Consider the following 16,444-nt stretch of genomic DNA (forward strand, 5'->3'; position numbering starts at 1 on the left):
GCGCTCCACCGGCCGCTCGGCCCACCGCCCTCAGCCCACCGCCGCCCGGGCGCCCGCGATGCCGGCCGGGTCCCAGCCGCGCCTCGGGACCGAGTCCAGGAGGAGGCGCGTGTAGGGGTGTTCCGGTGCGGTGAGGACGCGGGGGGTCGGGCCGGACTCCACGATGCGGCCCGAGCGGAGCACCACCAGTTCGTCGGTGATGTGGCGGACGACCGCGAGGTCGTGGGTGACGAAGAGGAAGCCGACTCCCGCCTCGCGCCTGATCCTGCCGAGGAGTTCGAGGATCTGGGCCTGGATGGAGACGTCCAGGGCGGCGACCGCCTCGTCGAGGACGAGGACCCTGGGCTCGGCGGCCAGGGCGCGGGCGATGGCCACGCGCTGGCGCTGGCCGCCGGAGAGGCGGCGCGGGAGGGCGTCGGCCTCGCGGGGGCCGAGGCCGACCTGGTCGAGGAGTTCGGCGACCCGGGCCCGCCGGGCCGCCGGGTCCAGCCGGAAGTGCAGCCGCAGCACCTCGTCCACGCAGCCGCCGGCGGTGATCCGGGGGTCGAGGGAGAGGTAGGGGTCCTGGAAGACCATCTGGATCTCGCGGGCGCGGGCCAGCCGTTCGGCCCGGCCGCGGGGGCGGGCGGAGCGGTCGCGGCCGTCGAGGGTGACGGTGCCGGCGTCGGCCCGTTCGAGGCCGACGAGCATGCGGACGGTGGTGGTCTTGCCGCTGCCCGACTCGCCGACGATGCCGAGGGAGGAACCGGGGGCGAGGGTGAAGGACACGTCGTCGACGGCGGTGTGGTCGCCGTACTCCTTGCGGAGCCCCGTGACGACCAGGCCCTCCCCCTTCACGGTGGTGGTCACAGCAGGATCCCTTCGTCGGCGCGGTGACAGGCGGCGAGCCCCTCGCCGTGGGCGGTGAGCGCGGGTGCCTCTTCCTCGCAGCGGGGCAGGGCGTGGGGACATCGGGCGGCGAAGTGGCAGCCCGGCGGCGCCTCGGAGACGGAGACCGGGCGGCCCTCGATGGGGCGGGGGGCCGGTGCGTCGGGCTCGATGCGCGGGGTGCAGGAGAGGAGGCCCGCGGTGTAGGGGTGGCGCGGCCGGTCGAAGAGTTCGCCGGCGGCGCGGGTCTCGACGATGCGGCCGGCGTACATCACGTACACCCGGTCGCAGATGGCGGAGGCCAGTTCGAGGTCGTGGGTGACGAAGAGGAGGCCGGTGCCGCGTTCGGCCTGGAGGCGGGTGAGGATCGCGATGATCTCGGCCTGGGTCGTGACGTCGAGGGCGGTGGTCGGCTCGTCGGCGACGATGAGCGCCGGGTCGCCGGCGAGGGCGGCGGCGATGACGACGCGCTGGAGCATGCCGCCGGAGAACTCGTGCGGGCGGCGGCGCAGGGCGCCGCGCGGGTCGCGGATGCCGACGGCGGCGAGGAGTTCCTCGGCGCGGGCGGTCGCCTTCGCGGCGGGGGTGCCGGCGGCGCGCAGGCCCTCGGTGACGAAGTCGCCGACGCGGCGCAGCGGGTTGACGGAGGCGCGCGGGTCCTGGAAGACCATGGCGACCTCGCGGGTCCGCACGGAGGCGAGCCCGGCCCGGTCCAGGGTGAGGACGTCGCGTCCGCCGACGCGGACCTCGCCGGTGGTGCGGGCGCCGCCGGGCAGCAGGCCGAGGACGCTGCGGCAGGCGACGGACTTGCCGGAGCCGGACTCGCCGACGAGGCCGACGGTCTCGCCGGGGGCGACGGTCAGGGAGACGCCGTCGAGGAGGGGGCGGGCGGCCTGGCCTTCGGGGAGGCGCAGGGTGAGCCGGTCGATCTCCAGGACGGGCCGGGTGTCGTGGGTGCTCATGGGGGTCACCGCTCCCGCTTCGCGATCCGGTCGGCGAAGCCCTCGCCGACGATGCCGAACGCCACGACGGCGAGGACGATGCAGGCGGACGGCGCGAGCGCGGGCAGCATCGCGCCCTGCTGGAGCGCCGACTGGCCCTCGTTGATCATGGCGCCCCAGTCGGCGGTCGGCGGCTGGACGCCGAAGCCGAGGAAGGAGAGGGCGGCCAGGTCCATCAGGGCGTAACCGAAGTTCATCGCCGACTGGGCGAGGAGCGTGGGGGTGATGTTGGGCAGCAGGTGGCGCAGACAGATGGTCCAGCCGGACCAGCCCTGCACGCGGTAGGCCTCGATGTACGGGCGGGCCTTCTCCTGGCGGGCGATGCCGCGGACCAGGCGTCCGACGTACGGGGTGTAGGCGACGGCCATGGCGATGACGGGCCCGGTCATGCCGGAGCCGACGACCGCCACCAGCATGATCGCGAGGAGCAGGCCGGGGATGGCGAAGACGAGGTCCATGGACCGGGAGAGGAAGGCGTCCGCCCAGCCGCCGCGCCAGCCGGCGATGACGCCGAGGACGGTGCCGAGGAGGGTGGAGACGGCGACGACGAGCAGCGGGCCGAGGAGTCCGGTGCGGGCGCCGAACATGAGCCGGGACAGGATGTCGCGGCCGGACTGGTCGGTGCCGAGGAGGTGGTCGCCGCTGGTGCCGACGAGGCTCGACGTCAGGTCCATCGCCTCGGGGTCGTACGGGGCGATGAACGGGGCCAGGGCGGTGACGAGCACGAGGGCGACGAGGAGCAGCACGGCCGCGTTGAACAGCGGGCCCTGGCCGAGTGCCCGCAGCCGGCGCAGGCCGGGCCGGCGGCGCAGCGCGTCCGTGGGGCCGGCCGCCCCGGGGCTTGCGGTGAGGGTCATGAGGTGCCTTCCCCGAGGAGGGTGAGCCGGGGGTCGATGAGGGGGGCGCAGAGGTCGACGACCAGGTTGACGAGGACGAAGGCCGCGACGCTGAGCAGGGTGATGGCCTGGACGACGGCGAAGTCCTTGGCGCTGACGGACTGCACGAGGAGGGAGCCGATGCCGGGCACGTCGAAGGCGGTCTCGACGACGGAGGTGGTGACGAGGAGTCCGGCGAGCATGGTGCCGCCGACGGTCACGACCGGTCCGAGGCTGTTGCGCAGGACGTGCCGGCGGACCACGGTGCGTCCGGCGACGCCGCGGGCGCGGGAGACGTCCACGTGTTCGCGGCCGAGTTCGTCGAGCATCGCCGAGCGGGTGACGCGGGCGAGGAGTCCGGCGAAGGTGGTGGCGAGGGCGAAGGCCGGCAGGGTGAGGTAGTAGAGGCGTTCGCCGAGGCCTTCCGGGGTGCCGCCGGGTCCGGGGAACCAGCCGAGGTTCACGGAGAACAGCGAGACCAGGCCGATGGCGCTGACGAACGAGGGGGTGGCCGTGGCGACGCCGGTGGCGATGAGGACGAGCCGGTCGAGGAAGCCGGGGCGCAGCGCGGCCAGCATGCCCGCCGCCACGCCGCCGACGGCGACGAGGACGGCGGAGTAGGCGACGAGCAGCACGGTGCCGGTGAGCCGGGAGCCGAGCAGGGCCGAGACGTCCTGGTGGTACTGGGCGGAGCGCCCGAAGTCACCGTGGAGCGCGCCGCCGAGCCACTTGGCGTACTGGACGGCGAGCGGGTCGTCGAGGTGGTACTCGGCCCGCAGCGCGGCCACGGTCTCGGGGGTCGCCGGGCGGCCGTGCAGCAGGAAGGAGACGGGGTCGCCGGGTGCGAGGTGGACGCTGGCGAAGACCACGAAGGAGGTGACGAGGAGGACGCCGAGGAGTCCGGCGAACCGGCCGAGGAAGTAGCGGAGCATGCCGTTCATCAGGAGGCGGCACCGATCGTCGCGGCCCAGGGGTAGTAGAGCTGGGAGATGCCGGTGGGGGCGCCGGTGACGTGGCTGCCGAGGAAGACGGAGTACGGGGCCTCGTACAGCGGGATGATGGGCAGCTCGCGCATCGCGATCTTCTGGAGTTCGGCGGTGAGGTCGGAGCGGGCGCCCGGGTCGACGGCGGTGTTGGCGCGGTCGAAGGCGGCGTCGTAGACGGGGTCGGACCAGTTGCCGTAGTTCCCGAAGTCGCCGGTGCGCAGGTACTGGTAGAACTCCAGCGGGTCCGGGGTGTTGTCGTAGCCGTTGGTGATGACCAGGTCGAGTCCCTTGCGGGCGTTCTTGTCGACGAAGATGCTGCTGTACGCCTCGGGCGAGACGGACTTGAGCTGGACGTCGAGGCCGATCTGGCGGCCGGCGGCCTGCACAGCGTTGGCGACGACGCTGATCTCGGGGGCGAGGGTGCTGGTCACCAGGGTGACCTTCTTGCCGGTGGCGCCGGCCTGGTCCACGAGTTCCTTGGCGGCGGCGACGTCGTAGACGGGCTCGGGCAGGTCCTTGAAGTACCCCTCGGTGCGCTCGGGGAGGAGCGACCAGGCGCCGCGGGCGGCGGGGGCCTTGGCGGGGACGCCGATGCCTCCGGCGGCGGCCTTGATGATGTTCTTGCGGTCGAGCGCCATGGACAGCGCCTGGCGGACCTTGAGGTCGCCGAGGGTGCCCTTGAAGTCGAGGACGGCGAGGTTGGCGGCGGCGGTGTTGGGGCCGAAGTACAGCTTGCCCTTGGTGGTCGCGCGCAGTTGGGCGAGGGAGGACGAGGGGACCATGTAGCCGCCGTCGGCGGTGCCGGACAGGAAGGTGTTGGTCCGGGCGGAGGGGTCCTCGACGAAGGTGAAGCGGACCGTGTCGTTCTTCGGCGTGAGCTTCTTGTCCCAGTACGCGGGGTGCTTCTTGAGGGTGATGGACTCGCCCTGCTGCCACTTGTCCAGCGCGTAGGGGCCGGTGCAGTTGACCTTGCCGCCGGGGACGCCGTACTCCTTGCCGGTCTTCGCGAGGAAGGCGGCGCTCTCGATGGTGCCGGGCGAGGCGGCCATGAGCTCGTTGAGGAGGACGTCGGGCCTGGTGAGCCGGAGGGTGACCTGGAGGGGCCCGGTCTTCTCGATCGCCTTGACGTTCTTGAAGGCGGAGCCCCAGGGGGAGCCGGTGGCCGGGTCCATCTGGCGCTTGAGGGAGGCGACGACGTCGTCGGCGGTCATGGTGGTGCCGTCGTGGAACCGTACGCCGGGGCGCAGGGTGTACACCCACGTCGTCGGGTCGGGGTTCTCCCACTTGAGGGCGAGACCGGGCTCGATCTTCAGGTCGGGGGTGACCCGCAGGAGCTGCTCGCAGACGTTGGCGAGGACGGTGTTCGGCGGGTAGTCGAAGGCCTGGGCGTAGTCGAGCGTGTACGGCTCGGCGTACAGGGACCACGTCAGGGAGGACAGCCGGCCCTTCGCCGCGGGGGAGGTCGGCGTGACCGTGTACGTGGCGGAGCCGGCGCCCGGCTTGGTGGCGCCGGCGCAGCCGGTCGCCGCGACGGCGAGGGCGGCGGTACCGGCGAGGGCTGCGAGGAGTCTGGGCGTGCGCAAGGAGACCCACCCCTTTACGGGTGTAGAGACGTGCACTGGGGATGGTGGGGGATGGAGCGAGTATTGATGCGGGAACGTTCCCGCACAAGACTTTGCGGGAACGGTTTTGCAATGGTCACGGAGGTGGCAGCATCGGATCGTGACCACACGTGAACACTCCGCAGGGCATGCCGGGGAGAGGCCCGGCGGACCCGGCGCACGACCGTCCGGACCCCGGGTCCGGCTCGTCGACGTGGCCCGCGAGGCCGGCCTCTCGAAGACGACCGTCTCCGCGGCCCTGAACGGCACCGGACGCCTCTCCCCCGCGGTGCGGGAGAAGGCGCGCGAGACCGCGCGACGCATGGGCTACCGCCCCAACGCCACCGCCCGGCAGCTGCGCGCCGGGCGGGCCCGGCTGATCGGCTACGTCGTGGGGGAGTTCGCCGGACAGCCCTGGACGTACCTGGACTCGCCGTACTTCGCCCAGCTGACGAGCGCGACCGCGGCCGCCGCCCTGAGACACGGCTACGCGATGGTGATGCTGCCCGCGGGGACCCTGCACCGGGAGTGGGCCGATCTGCCCCTGGAGGCGGTGATCGTCGCCGACCCCGTCGAGGACGATCCCCTCGTCGAGGACTTCCTCGCCGCCCGCATCCCGGTCTTCAGCGACGCGTCGGTCGCGGACCGGACCGGCGCGTACTGGGTCGACATCGACACGGAGGCCGCGGTACGGGACTCCCTGGACCACCTGCGGGAGCGGGGGGCCCGGCGGACCGCGCTCGTCCTGCCCGACAGCACGACCCGCTTCCACCGGAACGTCCACGCCGCCTACCGCGACTGGTGCGCCCGGCACGGCGCCGAGGAGCTGGTCGCCCTGGTGCCCGCCCCGGGCAACGGGGCGGTGATCCGGTCCGTCGAGGAGGTCCTGGGCGCCGAGCCCCGGCCCGACGGGCTGTTCGTCGTGGCCGAGGCCAGCCCGCCGCTGGTCCTGGACGCGGCGCGGCGGCTCGGCCTCGCGGTGCCGGGGGACGTGCGGGTGGTGTGCGTCAGCGAGGACAGCTCCGCCGCCCACGCCGACCCGCCGGTCACCACGCTGAGCCTGCGCCCGGCCGATGTCGCCGAGGCGGGTCTGACGCTGCTCGTCTCCGCCCTGGAGGGCGGAGGCAGCACCCCCCCGGGCGTGCTGCTCCCCGCCCGGCTCAGGGTGCGGGCCTCGTCGTGACGGCGGCCGGGCCACGGCCCGGCCGCCGGGAGGTGTCGTGACGGTCGCCCGGGGCGTGCGGCACCCCGCGACCCCGCGCGGCGCCGCTCGTCGTTCCCGTCCGACCGCCACGACGCCCCCCTAGCCCGCGTACACGCGGGTGCCGCCGACGAAGGTCTGCTCCACGCGGGCCTCGGCGATCTCCTCGGCCGGTCCGGTGAGGATGTCGCGGTCGAGGACGACGAGGTCCGCGAGGTATCCGGCGCGCAGGCTGCCGGCCTCGTCGTGACCGCCCACGTGCGCGGAGCCGGCCGTGTAGGCGGCGAGCGCGGTGGTGAGGTCGAGGCGCTGCTCGGGCAGGAAGACCCGGCCGTCGGTGGCGCCGGGCTCGGCCCGGTTGACGGCCACGTGCAGACCGGCGAGCGGGTCGGGGCTGCTCACCGGCCAGTCGCTGCCGGCCACCAGGGTGGCGCCGGCCCGGACCAGGTCGCCGAACGGGTACTGCCAGGCGGCGCGCTCGGGGCCGAGGAACGGGATCGTCAGCTCGTCCATCTGCGGCTCGTGCGCCGCCCACAGGGGCTGGATGTTGGCGAGCGCGCCGAGCCGGGCGAAGCGGGCGACGTCCTCGGGGTGCACGACCTGGAGGTGGGCCAGGTGGTGACGGTTGCCGCGGCGCCCGTTGGCCTCGATCGCGGCCTCGACCGCGTTCAGGGCCTCGCGGACGGCACGGTCGCCGAGCGCGTGGAAGTGCACCTGGAAGTCGAGGGCGTCGAGCTCGGTGACGTAGCCGCGCAGCGCCTCGGGGTCGACGAAGCTCAGCCCCGTGTTCGCCGTCGCGCAGCCGCAGGCGTCGAGGTACGGGCTGGTCATGGCGGCGGTGAAGTTCTCGGCGACGCCGTCCTGCATGATCTTCACCGAGCCGGCCCGGAAGCGCCCGTGGCTCGACTTCGCGCGCCGCTCGACGAGTTCGGGGATCTGCTCGGCGCCGCGGGCCCGGTCCCACCACAGCGCGCCGCTGACCCGCGCGGTGAGGGAGCCGTCCCGGGCGGCGGCGAGATACGCGTCGGAGGGGTCGGTGATCCCGCTGAAGGAGCCGAGGAGGGCGTCCTGCCAGCCGGTGATGCCGAGCGAGTGCAGCATCGCCTGGGCGCGCAGCAGTCCTTCGGTCCGGTCGGCCTCGGTGCTGGCCGGGACGAGCCGCTGGACGAGGGCGACCGCGCCCTCCTGGAGGACGCCGCTCGGGGTGCCGTCGGCCTCGCGCTCGATGCGGCCGTCGGCCGGGTCCGGCGTCTCGGCGGTGATCCCGGCGAGCTCCAGGGCGCGGGAGTTGGCCCAGGCTCCGTGGTGGTCGCGGTTGGACAGGAGCACGGGCCGGTCGGGGACGAGCTGGTCGAGCAGCTGCCGGGAGGGCAGTCCGCCCTCGAAGCTCTCCATCGACCAGCCGCCGCCGGTGATCCAGGGGCGGTCGGGGTGGGCGGCCGCGTAGGTGCCGATGATCCGCAGGTAGTCGTCGACGCCCGTGGTGCCGGTGAGGTCGCACTCGGCCATCTCCATCCCGCCGGAGACGGCGTGGATGTGGGCGTCCTGGAAGCCCGGGATCAGCAGCTTGCCGGCCAGGTCGACGACTTCGGTCCGCGGGCCGATCAGCTCGCGGACCTCGTCGTGGCCGACGGCGATGATCCGCTCGCCGACGACGGCGAGGGAGGTGGCCCGGGTCCGGGCGGGGTCGCCCGTGAAGACGGGGCCACCGGTGAAGACCAGGTCGGCCGTGCTCATGTGCGTACTCCAGGGAGGGTGAGGGGCCGGGGCGGTTGCCGTCCCGGGCCACCGGACGGGCCCCGAGGCGGGGCCGGTGCGAGGGGCGTCATGCAACCGCTGTGACGGTTCACACGTCAAGGGCGTTGTCATAAGGTCGGCGGCATGGCCGAACGAGTGGTGCCGGAGAACCGGCGACAGCGCAGGCGTCCCACCAAGCAGGGCACCGTCCTTTCCGAGCGGATCATCATCGACACCGCGCTGCGGCTGGTCGCCCAGCACGGCGCCGAGGCGCTGTCGGTGCGGCGGCTCGGCGCCGCGCTGGGCGCCGACCCGAGCGCGCTGTACCGCTATTTCCGCAACACCGACGACCTGCTCCTGGCCCTCGCCGACGAGATGATCGGCGTGGCGCAGCGGGGCTGGCGGGCCACCGGCGACTGGCGGGCCGACCTGCGGGACATCGCCCTGCGCATCCATGCCGCCTATCTGGCCAATCCGCAGGCGGCGGCGCTCGCGGCGCACCGCACGACGGGGCGCGAGCACGAGACCCGGGCGGTGGAGGCGATCCTGTCGGTGCTGCGCGGGGTGGGCTTCCCGGACGCGGAGGCCGTGCGGATCTACCACGCGTTCGTGGACCAGGCGCTCGCCTTCGCGGCCCTGGACGCCGCCGCCCTCGCCCTGCCGGAGCCCGCCAGGGAGGCCGACGAGCAGGTGTGGCACGCGGCCTACGGGAAGCTGTCGGCCGCCACCCACCCGCATGTCGCCGCGACGTATCCGCTGCTCGCGGCGGACATGAGCGAGAGCGGGCATCCGTTCGCGCTGGAGCTGATGCTGGACGCGGTCGGCGCCCGGCTCGCGGCGCACCGCGCGGGGTGAGCGGGGCGGAGCCGGCCACCGGCGTCTTACGTCAACACCATTGACGCAAATTCGCCCGGCCGGTTCTCATGGCGGCACTTCGGAGGCCCGTACCTCCGCGATCCGAAGGAGCCCCGCCCCATGGACCCCGTGCACTCGCTCCGCGACGCCTCGCCCACCCCGTTCTGGCTGGACCACCCGAGCAGGCCGCAGGTCTCCCCGGCCCTCGTCGGCCCCACCGACTGCGACCTGCTGGTCGTCGGCGGCGGCTACACCGGGCTGTGGACCGCGCTCATCGCCAAGGAGCGCGACCCGTCCGCCGACGTGGTCGTCATCGAGGCGGACCAGGTCGGCGGCGCCGCCTCCGGCCGCAACGGCGGCTTCTGCGAGGCGAGCCTCACCCACGGCCTCGGCAACGGCATCGCGCGCTGGCCGGACGAGATCGGGCGCCTGGAGCGCCTCGGCCGGGAGAACCTGCGGGCCATGCAGGACACGATCGAGCGCTACAAGATCGACTGCGACTGGGAGCGCACCGGCTCCCTCGCCGTGGCGACCGAGCCGTACCAGCTCGACGGCCTGGTGGAGGAGGCCGAGGCCGCCCAGCGGTACGGCGGGGAGCTGACGCTGCTCGACGAGGCCGCCGTCCGCGCCGAGATCGACTCCCCGACCTTCCTCGGCGGACTGTGGAACAAGGACGACGTGGCGATGGTCGACCCCGCCAAGCTGGCCTGGGGCCTGAAGCGGGCCTGCCAGGAGCTGGACGTCCGCGTCTACGAGCACACCCCGGGAACGGGGCTCTCCGAGGACGGCGCCCGGGTCGCCGTCACCACCCCGTACGGCCGGGTGCGCGCCCGCCGGGTCGCGCTGGCCACCAACGCGTACCCCTCACTGCTGCGCCGGCACCGCCCGTACACCGTCCCGGTCTACGACTACGCGCTGATGACCGAACCCCTGACGGAGGCTCAACTCGCCTCCGTGGGCTGGAAGAACCGGCAGGGCTGGGCCGACTGCGCCAACAGCTTCCACTATGTGCGGCTCTCCGCCGACAACCGGATCCTGTGGGGCGGCTACGACGCCGTCCACCGCCGTGCCGTGCGGGCCGAGCACGATCAGCGGCCCGAGTCCTTCGTCACCCTCGCCCAGCACTTCTTCACGACCTTCCCGCAGCTCGCCGGGGTGCGCTTCAGCCACGCCTGGGGCGGTGCCATCGACACCAGCACGCGCTTCTGCGTCTTCTTCGACACCAGCCACCGCGGCAAGGTCGCCTACGCGGCCGGCTACACGGGCCTGGGCGTCGGCGCCACCCGCTTCGGCGCGGAGGTCATGCTCGACCTGCTGGCCGGGGAGCGCACCGAGCGCACCTCCCTGGAGCTGGTCCGCCGCAAGCCGCTGCCGTTCCCGCCCGAGCCGATGCGCTCGGTGGGCATCGGGATCACCCAGTGGGCCCTCGCCCGCGCCGACGCCCACGAGGGGCGCCGCAACCTGTGGCTGCGGACCCTGGACCGCGCCGGACTCGGCTTCGGCAGCTGACGTCGGCACGGTCGCCCACCGACAGCAATCCGCGCACCACCCGCACCGCAAGCACCACCCGCACGGCAAGCAACACTCGCACCGCAAGCACCACCCGCTCGGGATCGGCACCCCGATCGGCTCGGCGGTCGGCATCACCGGCGCCGCGCTCTTCGTCCCCGACTCGCTCACGACGGGCTACCTCGTCATGGGCGCCGTCATCGCGGGCGCGGCCGTCCTCTTCACGCTCGGCTACGACGGACTGTACGTCGTGGCGGCCCTGCTCACGCTGCTCGGAGCGGCCTCGGTCGCGGGGATCAAGGGCGTGCGCTGACAGAGGCGTTCAGCGAAGCGGGCGGGGGGCGGGACCCGGTGGTGTGCACCGGATCCCGCCCCCGCTTCCGTACTCCTGGCGCGGCCCCCGGGTGTCAGACCCCCGGGATGGCGCGGGCCTTGAAGGCGGCGCGGACGGCGTTCGCCGCGTCCGGGCCGTACATCCGCTGGGCCGTCGCGATCGTCTTCGTCGCCGCGTCCGAGAAGGAGGTGTCGGGCGCGAAGCCGAACTGCGCGTTCACGATGATCCGGTCGGCGGTCCGGGCGCCGAGCGCGCCGCGGATGTCCCACAGGGCGCGGGACCAGATCTCGCCGTCCGCGTGCACCTCGCCGACCCGGTCCGCGTACGTCTTGTCCCCGTCGACGCGGCGCAGGCAGTGCGGGGCCGTGCTGTACGGGACGGAGTCCCAGTCGCCGACGCAGGCGAGGTCCGTCTTCACCGGCCAGCCGTAGCGGGTGGCGGCGTGGCTGCCGACCTCGACGGCCAGGTAGTCGCCGAAGGCCTCGCCGATGGCGCCGCCCTCGGGGGAGCTGCCGAAGCCGGGAACCTGGGCCTCGTGCACGGCGTGCCCGTACTCGTGCACGATCACCTCGGCGTCCTCGGCGTCGTCGACGCCGCCCTTGCCGAAGCGGATCTCGTCCTTCTTGTCGGTGAAGAAGGAGTTGTCCGAGCCCCACTGGTTGAGCCGCACGGCCTGCGGGCGGTCGTTGGCGCCGGGCAGTTCGCTGCCGAAGCCGAGGCCCTGGAGGTACTCCTGGGCCTCGTTGACCCAGAAGTAGGCCATGACCTGCTCGAACCGGTCGTCGTCCCGGTTGTACGCGCCGGCGTCGGCGGTCTTCGCGGGGGCGCCCGTCTCGGACCTGATGTACGCCCAGCGCCCGGAGAGCCCGCCGCTGCCGTCGAGGTTGCGCAGCGCGGCGGTGGTGTACGCCGAGGCGGGCACCGCGTCGGCGGCGTCCTTGGCGTCGGTGAGCGTCTGGTCACCCGAGGACTGCACCGGGTTGACCATGAAGATCCGTGCCTGCGGGCCGCTCGCGGCGGGCGCGGCCGTGGCCGTCGTGAGCGGGGCGGTCAGTGCCACGGTGGCGGTGGCCGCGGCGATCAGGCCGCGGGTTGTGCGGCGTGCCATCAACGTCCTCCCGTTGGGGGATGTGAGGGGGGGTGGCGTGGTGCGGGCGCGATCATCGCGCAAGGGCGGGGTCCGCGTCGAGAGTCAGGGCGGGCCGGGCCTCGCGGGCGAGACCGTGGGCGAACTCCGGCCACCAGGCGCCGGCGGGCGGGTCGACCACTCCGTACGCGGGATCGACGGTGCCGCCGGTGCCCCGGGTGCAGCTGCCGTCGGACTCGCCGATCGTCTTCACGTACAGATACGCGTCGGCCAGCGGGACGCCGGTGTCGGCGGTCGGGCGCGGGCCCATGCCCCGGCCGGGCGGGTTGCACCAGGTCTCCGGGTCGGCGTACGTGCCGGGGGCGGGGGCCCAGGGGCCGCGCCCGTTGCGGCTGGTGTCGACGACGAAGTGCAGGAGCTCGGTGGTGGCGGGGCTGCCGGTGGCCTGGTCGTACCAGGCGTCGGTCCAGTGCCAGGTGGTGGGGTCGGCCGCCGAGACCGCGTTGCCGGGCGCGCCGTCGTTGGGGGCGGCGCCGGAGTAGTACTGGCTCGCGCACCAGTCGGTGTGGCCGCGGGCCCAGTCGGGGCCCCGGGTGGCGAACCAGACACACTTCGAGACCCAGGTGCCGTAGCGGGTCAGCTGCTCGGTGGGCTGGAAGTTGGAGACGTTCAGGGAGAAGCCGTCGGCCTTGGCCACCCCGGCGTCGATCAGCCGCCGGGCGATGTCGCCGACCGCCTTCCACTGGCTGTTGCCCGCGTCGAGGTAGACGGCGGTGCCGGGGCGCCGCTTGAGCGTCGTGACGGCGAAGTCGAGGTCGGCGAGGCGGGCGGCGGTGAGCGCGCCGGTCGGGTCGGCGTTCCCCGCGCAGTCCTTGGGCAGGGCGGCCAGGGCGTCGGGTTCCAGGATCACCAGCGCGGGGCCTTCGCCGACGCCGTCGGAGAGGGCGCCGATCCAGTCGCGGTAGGCGGCCGAGGAGGGGGCGCCGCCGCTGGAGTAGAGCCCGCAGTCGCGGCCGGGGATGTTGTACGCGACGAGCACGGGGACCTGGTGCGCGGCGCGCGCCCGCGCCATGAGGGCGCCCGCTCCGGCGCGCACGCCCTCGGGAGTGCCGCCGGTGAACCAGGCGGCCTGGGGCAGTGCGGCGAGCCGGCGCATGTTCGCGGCATCGACCGCGCTCTCCGCGCCCCCCGCCGCCTCGTCGGCGACCGCCTGGCGTGCGGCGCCGCTGTCGGGGTCGACGTAGAAGCGGGTGGCGGACGTGAGCGGCCCCCCGGGCCCCGCTCCCCCGCCCGGTGTCTCGGCCGACGCCGCCGGGGCGACGGCGGTCCAGGCCGCGCAGGCGGCGAGCGCCACCGCCAGTGCGGCGGAACGCCGTCCGGATATCCGGAACTTCATGAAGGGCCCCTCCCATGGTGCGATCCCTCGCAGCGTAGGCGGCGGTGATCATCCGGCGGGCCGGAACCTTTCGTTCGGTCCCGGACGCAGGCCGGACGCAGGCCCGGACCCAGGCCCGGACCCAGGCCGAACGCAGGCCGCACCCAGGCCGGACGCAGTCCCGAACACAGCCCGGAACACGGCCCGGACGCAGCCCGCCGCAGCCCCGAAAGCAGCCCCGACCCCAGCCCGGACGACGGCACGGGCGTCACCCCTGGCGGCTGCTCTCGTCCCTGAGCCAGGTGTCGAAGTCCCGCGCCCTGATGGCCTTGCGCGCGCCCCTGCGCGCCGCGAGCGCCGCCGAGAGGAAGACGACGACGGCGGGCAGCAGCGTGGGGTCGGCGCGCACCAGGGCCCGCAGGTCGGCGACGCCGGTACGGGCCGAGGGCGGCGCGGTGGGCTCCGGCGCCGCCTGGCGGTCCTCGGGCGCCGACCGGGCCCGATGGTCCTCGCGCGCCGACCGGGCCTGGTGGTCCTCCAGTTGGGCCGTGGAAGTGGCCGCCCGGACCCGGCGGCGGATCAGGTCCCGCCAGGTGCGCGGCGGCCGGACGACGACGCGGGCGGTGCGGACCACGCTGCGTTCGGCGGGGCCGAAGGCGAGCGAGGCGGCCAGGTCGTCGGCCATCAGGGGCGGCAGCGCGGCGATCCGGGCGTGGCCCGCGCCGGACATGGCGATGACGCCCCGCCCGAAGAGCCCGTCGCGGACGGCGGGCAGCCGCTGCCAGACCCGGTAGTACGCGCGCACCCGCCAGGAGCAGCCGGTCATCGGCAGCTCCCGCTCGGGCGCGGCGGCGAGGACCTCGCCGGGTCCGGCGAGCGCGGCGGTCAGGGCGCGGACGTCCCCGGCGCCGAGCACCACGTCGGCGTCCACGTAGATCCGGGGGAAGCCGCGGGCGTGCGTGTCGCCGAGGCGCAGGGCCTCGTGTTTGGAGGGCACGGGGGTCTCGACGACCCGGACGCGCGGGCCGTGCCCCGCGGCGACGCGGGCGGTGGCGTCCGTACAGCCGTTGCACACGACGACGATGTCGAACTCCTCGTCGCGGGCGCCGTCCAGGAGGGCGTCCAGGAGGCGGCCGAGGGTGCGTTCCTCGTTGTGGGCGGGGATCACGATGCTGGGCACGGGGACAGTATGACCAAGGAGTCCCACTCTTACAGTTCCTTCAAGTATCGGTAGGAGTTTCACACAACTCCTGGATGGCCTGCCCCAGTTGGTCTAGATTGAGCGCTGCCGGATCCGCTGGGGCACGAACACGACTCGTCCCGGGCGGATTCAGCGTCCTGTGCGGACACCGGCCGTGGCTGGGGAGACTTGCGACCGCGGTCCGCACCGTTCAGTCAGGCGGAAGACCCGCGCACCCTCGTCGCACCACCGCTGTCTTTCCCGTGCCCGCGAGCCGCTCGCGCCGGCAGTCCCTCGGGAACGGCACAGGTGGTCCAACGGGGTGCGTGCGAAGCGCCCTTGGGGGGAATGGATGACCGTCCTGCCGGTCACGCATGAGCGGCATCGAGTCGAATCCACACATTTCGACGTCCACCGCCTGTGGTGGCGGAGGAGACACCAGACAGTCCTGCTGGCCGCGGACACGATGGCGGCCGCCGTCGCCGCGGTGAGCGTCCTCGGCACGGTGGGCCACTGGCCCGTCGTCCTCGGCCTGCCGCCGGCCTGGGTCGCCCTGATGTACGCCCACCGGGCCTATGAGCGCGGCGCGTTGGGCACCGGCGGCGCGATCTATCGCCGGGTACTGCGCGGCGCCCTGGTGCTGCCGGCCCTGGCGGCGGTCCTCGGCTGGGGTCTGGCCGGGGATCTCGACCTGCTGCACGAGATGATCCTGGCCGCTCCGGCCGTGGCCGTCCTCACGCTGGCCGCCCGCTTCCTGCTCCGGCGCTGGCTGCGCCGCGGCTGGGCGCAGGGCCGGAACCGGACCACGGCGATCCTGGTGGGGCCCTCGGCGGGCGTCTCCGCGCTCCTGTCGGCGCTGTGGAACGGCGGCTCCGACCGCGCGCCCGGCCGGGCCGGGCTCCAGGGCATGGACATCGCCGGCGTGTGCCTGACCGATCCCGGCCACGACCGGGGCCGCGCGGTGCTCGACAAGCTGGGCGTGCCGGTGCTCGGCGGGGTGGACGAAGTCCCGGGCGCGATACGCGGGTTCGGCGGCTCCACCACCGTGGTGGTGCTGCCCTCGCCGGAGATCGACGCGACCATGCTGCGGGCGCTCTCCTGGAGCACGGCCGCCGCGGGCGGCGACTTCCTGCTGGCGCCGGGCTTCGGTGACGTGGCCGCCTCACGCCTGGAGATCCGTCCGGTCGGCGGGGTCCCGCTGATCCATCTGCGGGCCCCCCGGCTGTCCCGCTGGGCCCGGCTGCCGAAGGAGCTCGCCGAGCGCCTGTTCGCCGCGGTGCTGCTGCTCGCGCTCGCCCCGCTGATGTGCGCCGTCGCGCTGGCGGTACGGCTCGGCAGCCGCGGCCCGGCCCTGTTCCGGCAGGTCCGGGTGGGCCTGCACGGCAAGCAGTTCACCATGTTCAAGTTCCGGACGATGCGGCCCGACGCCGAGGCGGTCAGGGACGAGCTCGCGGACGCCAACCACAACAGCGACGGCCTGCTGTTCAAGGTCCGCGACGACCCCCGCGTCACCCGGGTGGGCGCCACGCTGCGCCGCTACTCGATCGACGAACTGCCCCAGCTCCTCAACGTGCTGAACGGGCGGATGTCGCTCATCGGGCCGCGCCCGCCGCTGCCCGAGGAAGTCGCCGGATACAGCCACGAGGTCCGGCGCCGGCTGCTCGTCAAACCGGGCCTCACCGGCCTGTGGCAGGTGAGCGGCCGCTCCGACCTGCCGTGGGACGAGGCCGTACGCCTCGACCTGGCGTACGTGGACAACTGGTCGCTCGGCCTGGACGCGCTGATCCTGCTGCGCACCGGCCCCGCCGTGCTGCGCGGAACAGGGGCCTACTGACG

14 protein-coding genes are annotated in these 16,444 nt (G+C 74.1%); 5 read left to right on the top strand and 9 right to left on the bottom strand.

What is annotated here, in order from left to right; genetic code table 11:
• Positions 1–30: 30 nt before the first annotated feature.
• Genes ACZ3ZE_RS13970 through ACZ3ZE_RS13990 form a run of 5 tightly spaced genes read right to left on the bottom strand, consistent with a single transcriptional unit; the run spans position 31 to position 5,312 of the window.
• Positions 31–849, bottom strand: a complete 819-nt coding sequence (locus ACZ3ZE_RS13970; RefSeq protein ID WP_467259138.1) for an ABC transporter ATP-binding protein — start codon at positions 847–849, stop codon at positions 31–33.
• Positions 846–1,829, bottom strand: coding sequence for an ABC transporter ATP-binding protein (locus ACZ3ZE_RS13975; RefSeq protein WP_361179000.1), 984 nt, complete (start codon positions 1,827–1,829; stop codon positions 846–848). Before ACZ3ZE_RS13975 ends, ACZ3ZE_RS13970 begins: the two co-directional genes overlap by 4 nt.
• A 5-nt stretch (positions 1,830–1,834) precedes the next feature.
• Positions 1,835–2,725, bottom strand: a complete 891-nt coding sequence (locus ACZ3ZE_RS13980) for an ABC transporter permease (RefSeq protein ID WP_361179002.1) — start codon at positions 2,723–2,725, stop codon at positions 1,835–1,837.
• Positions 2,722–3,675 carry an ABC transporter permease gene (locus ACZ3ZE_RS13985; protein WP_361179125.1) on the bottom strand — a complete coding sequence of 318 codons (954 nt, stop codon included), beginning with the start codon at positions 3,673–3,675 and terminating at the stop codon, positions 2,722–2,724. Before ACZ3ZE_RS13985 ends, ACZ3ZE_RS13980 begins: the two co-directional genes overlap by 4 nt.
• Before the next feature lie 8 nt (positions 3,676–3,683).
• On the bottom strand, positions 3,684–5,312 hold the full coding sequence (locus tag ACZ3ZE_RS13990; protein ID WP_361179004.1) for an ABC transporter substrate-binding protein: 1,629 nt from the start codon (positions 5,310–5,312) through the stop codon (positions 3,684–3,686).
• Positions 5,313–5,451: 139 nt separating this feature from the next.
• Between ACZ3ZE_RS13990 and ACZ3ZE_RS13995 the strand changes: the two genes are divergently transcribed.
• Positions 5,452–6,513 carry a LacI family DNA-binding transcriptional regulator gene (locus ACZ3ZE_RS13995; protein ID WP_361179006.1) on the top strand — a complete coding sequence of 354 codons (1,062 nt, stop codon included), beginning with the start codon at positions 5,452–5,454 and terminating at the stop codon, positions 6,511–6,513.
• A gap of 120 nt (positions 6,514–6,633) precedes the next feature.
• Here ACZ3ZE_RS13995 and ACZ3ZE_RS14000 read toward each other — a convergent pair whose 3' ends face one another.
• Entirely contained in the window at positions 6,634–8,268 is a 1,635-nt protein-coding gene (locus ACZ3ZE_RS14000; RefSeq protein WP_361179008.1) for an amidohydrolase, read from the bottom strand.
• 144 nt (positions 8,269–8,412) lie between these two features.
• Here ACZ3ZE_RS14000 and ACZ3ZE_RS14005 point away from each other — a divergent pair, with 144 nt between their 5' ends.
• From ACZ3ZE_RS14005 to ACZ3ZE_RS14015, 3 genes are all read left to right on the top strand, one after another.
• Entirely contained in the window at positions 8,413–9,123 is a 711-nt protein-coding gene (locus ACZ3ZE_RS14005; RefSeq protein WP_361179011.1) for a TetR/AcrR family transcriptional regulator, read from the top strand.
• Between the two features lie 120 nt (positions 9,124–9,243).
• Positions 9,244–10,632 carry an NAD(P)/FAD-dependent oxidoreductase gene (locus ACZ3ZE_RS14010; protein ID WP_363292494.1) on the top strand — a complete coding sequence of 463 codons (1,389 nt, stop codon included), beginning with the start codon at positions 9,244–9,246 and terminating at the stop codon, positions 10,630–10,632.
• A gap of 187 nt (positions 10,633–10,819) precedes the next feature.
• A complete protein-coding gene (locus ACZ3ZE_RS14015; protein WP_361179015.1) occupies positions 10,820–10,945 on the top strand; it encodes a hypothetical protein in 126 nt (41 codons plus the stop codon).
• 94 nt (positions 10,946–11,039) lie between these two features.
• On the opposite strand, the gene ACZ3ZE_RS14020 is transcribed toward ACZ3ZE_RS14015, so the two are convergent.
• The 3 genes from ACZ3ZE_RS14020 to ACZ3ZE_RS14030 form a co-directional block, all read right to left on the bottom strand.
• Positions 11,040–12,074 carry a M4 family metallopeptidase gene (locus tag ACZ3ZE_RS14020; protein WP_361627638.1) on the bottom strand — a complete coding sequence of 345 codons (1,035 nt, stop codon included), beginning with the start codon at positions 12,072–12,074 and terminating at the stop codon, positions 11,040–11,042.
• A gap of 52 nt (positions 12,075–12,126) precedes the next feature.
• Positions 12,127–13,449: a glycoside hydrolase family 6 protein gene (locus ACZ3ZE_RS14025; RefSeq protein WP_467259141.1), complete on the bottom strand. Its 1,323-nt coding sequence runs from the start codon at positions 13,447–13,449 to the stop codon at positions 12,127–12,129.
• Positions 13,450–13,696: 247 nt separating this feature from the next.
• The gene (locus ACZ3ZE_RS14030; RefSeq protein ID WP_363292491.1) at positions 13,697–14,608 is read right to left on the bottom strand and encodes a glycosyltransferase family 2 protein; all 912 of its coding nucleotides are present in this window, start codon (positions 14,606–14,608) and stop codon (positions 13,697–13,699) included.
• 466 nt (positions 14,609–15,074) lie between these two features.
• On the opposite strand from ACZ3ZE_RS14030, the gene ACZ3ZE_RS14035 reads away from it, so the two are divergent.
• Positions 15,075–16,442, top strand: a complete 1,368-nt coding sequence (locus ACZ3ZE_RS14035) for a sugar transferase (protein WP_361179024.1) — start codon at positions 15,075–15,077, stop codon at positions 16,440–16,442.
• Positions 16,443–16,444 lie beyond the last annotated feature (2 nt).

This window comes from Streptomyces sp. NPDC023157, assembly GCF_055560575.1.

Excerpts from the sequence above, each read along its gene's own strand:
- ACZ3ZE_RS14035 (WP_361179024.1), top strand. The coding sequence starts at position 15,075 with ATGGCGGCCGCCGTCGCCGCGGTGAGCGTCCTCGGCACGGTGGGCCAC.
- ACZ3ZE_RS14015 (WP_361179015.1), top strand. The coding sequence starts at position 10,820 with ATGGGCGCCGTCATCGCGGGCGCGGCCGTCCTCTTCACGCTCGGCTAC.
- ACZ3ZE_RS14010 (WP_363292494.1), top strand. The coding sequence starts at position 9,244 with ATGGACCCCGTGCACTCGCTCCGCGACGCCTCGCCCACCCCGTTCTGG.
- ACZ3ZE_RS14025 (WP_467259141.1), bottom strand. The coding sequence starts at position 13,449 with ATGAAGTTCCGGATATCCGGACGGCGTTCCGCCGCACTGGCGGTGGCG.
- ACZ3ZE_RS14005 (WP_361179011.1), top strand. The coding sequence starts at position 8,413 with ATGGCCGAACGAGTGGTGCCGGAGAACCGGCGACAGCGCAGGCGTCCC.
- ACZ3ZE_RS13980 (WP_361179002.1), bottom strand. The coding sequence starts at position 2,725 with ATGACCCTCACCGCAAGCCCCGGGGCGGCCGGCCCCACGGACGCGCTG.
- ACZ3ZE_RS13985 (WP_361179125.1), bottom strand. The coding sequence starts at position 3,675 with ATGCTCCGCTACTTCCTCGGCCGGTTCGCCGGACTCCTCGGCGTCCTC.
- ACZ3ZE_RS14000 (WP_361179008.1), bottom strand. The coding sequence starts at position 8,268 with ATGAGCACGGCCGACCTGGTCTTCACCGGTGGCCCCGTCTTCACGGGC.
- ACZ3ZE_RS14020 (WP_361627638.1), bottom strand. The coding sequence starts at position 12,074 with ATGGCACGCCGCACAACCCGCGGCCTGATCGCCGCGGCCACCGCCACC.
- ACZ3ZE_RS13975 (WP_361179000.1), bottom strand. The coding sequence starts at position 1,829 with ATGAGCACCCACGACACCCGGCCCGTCCTGGAGATCGACCGGCTCACC.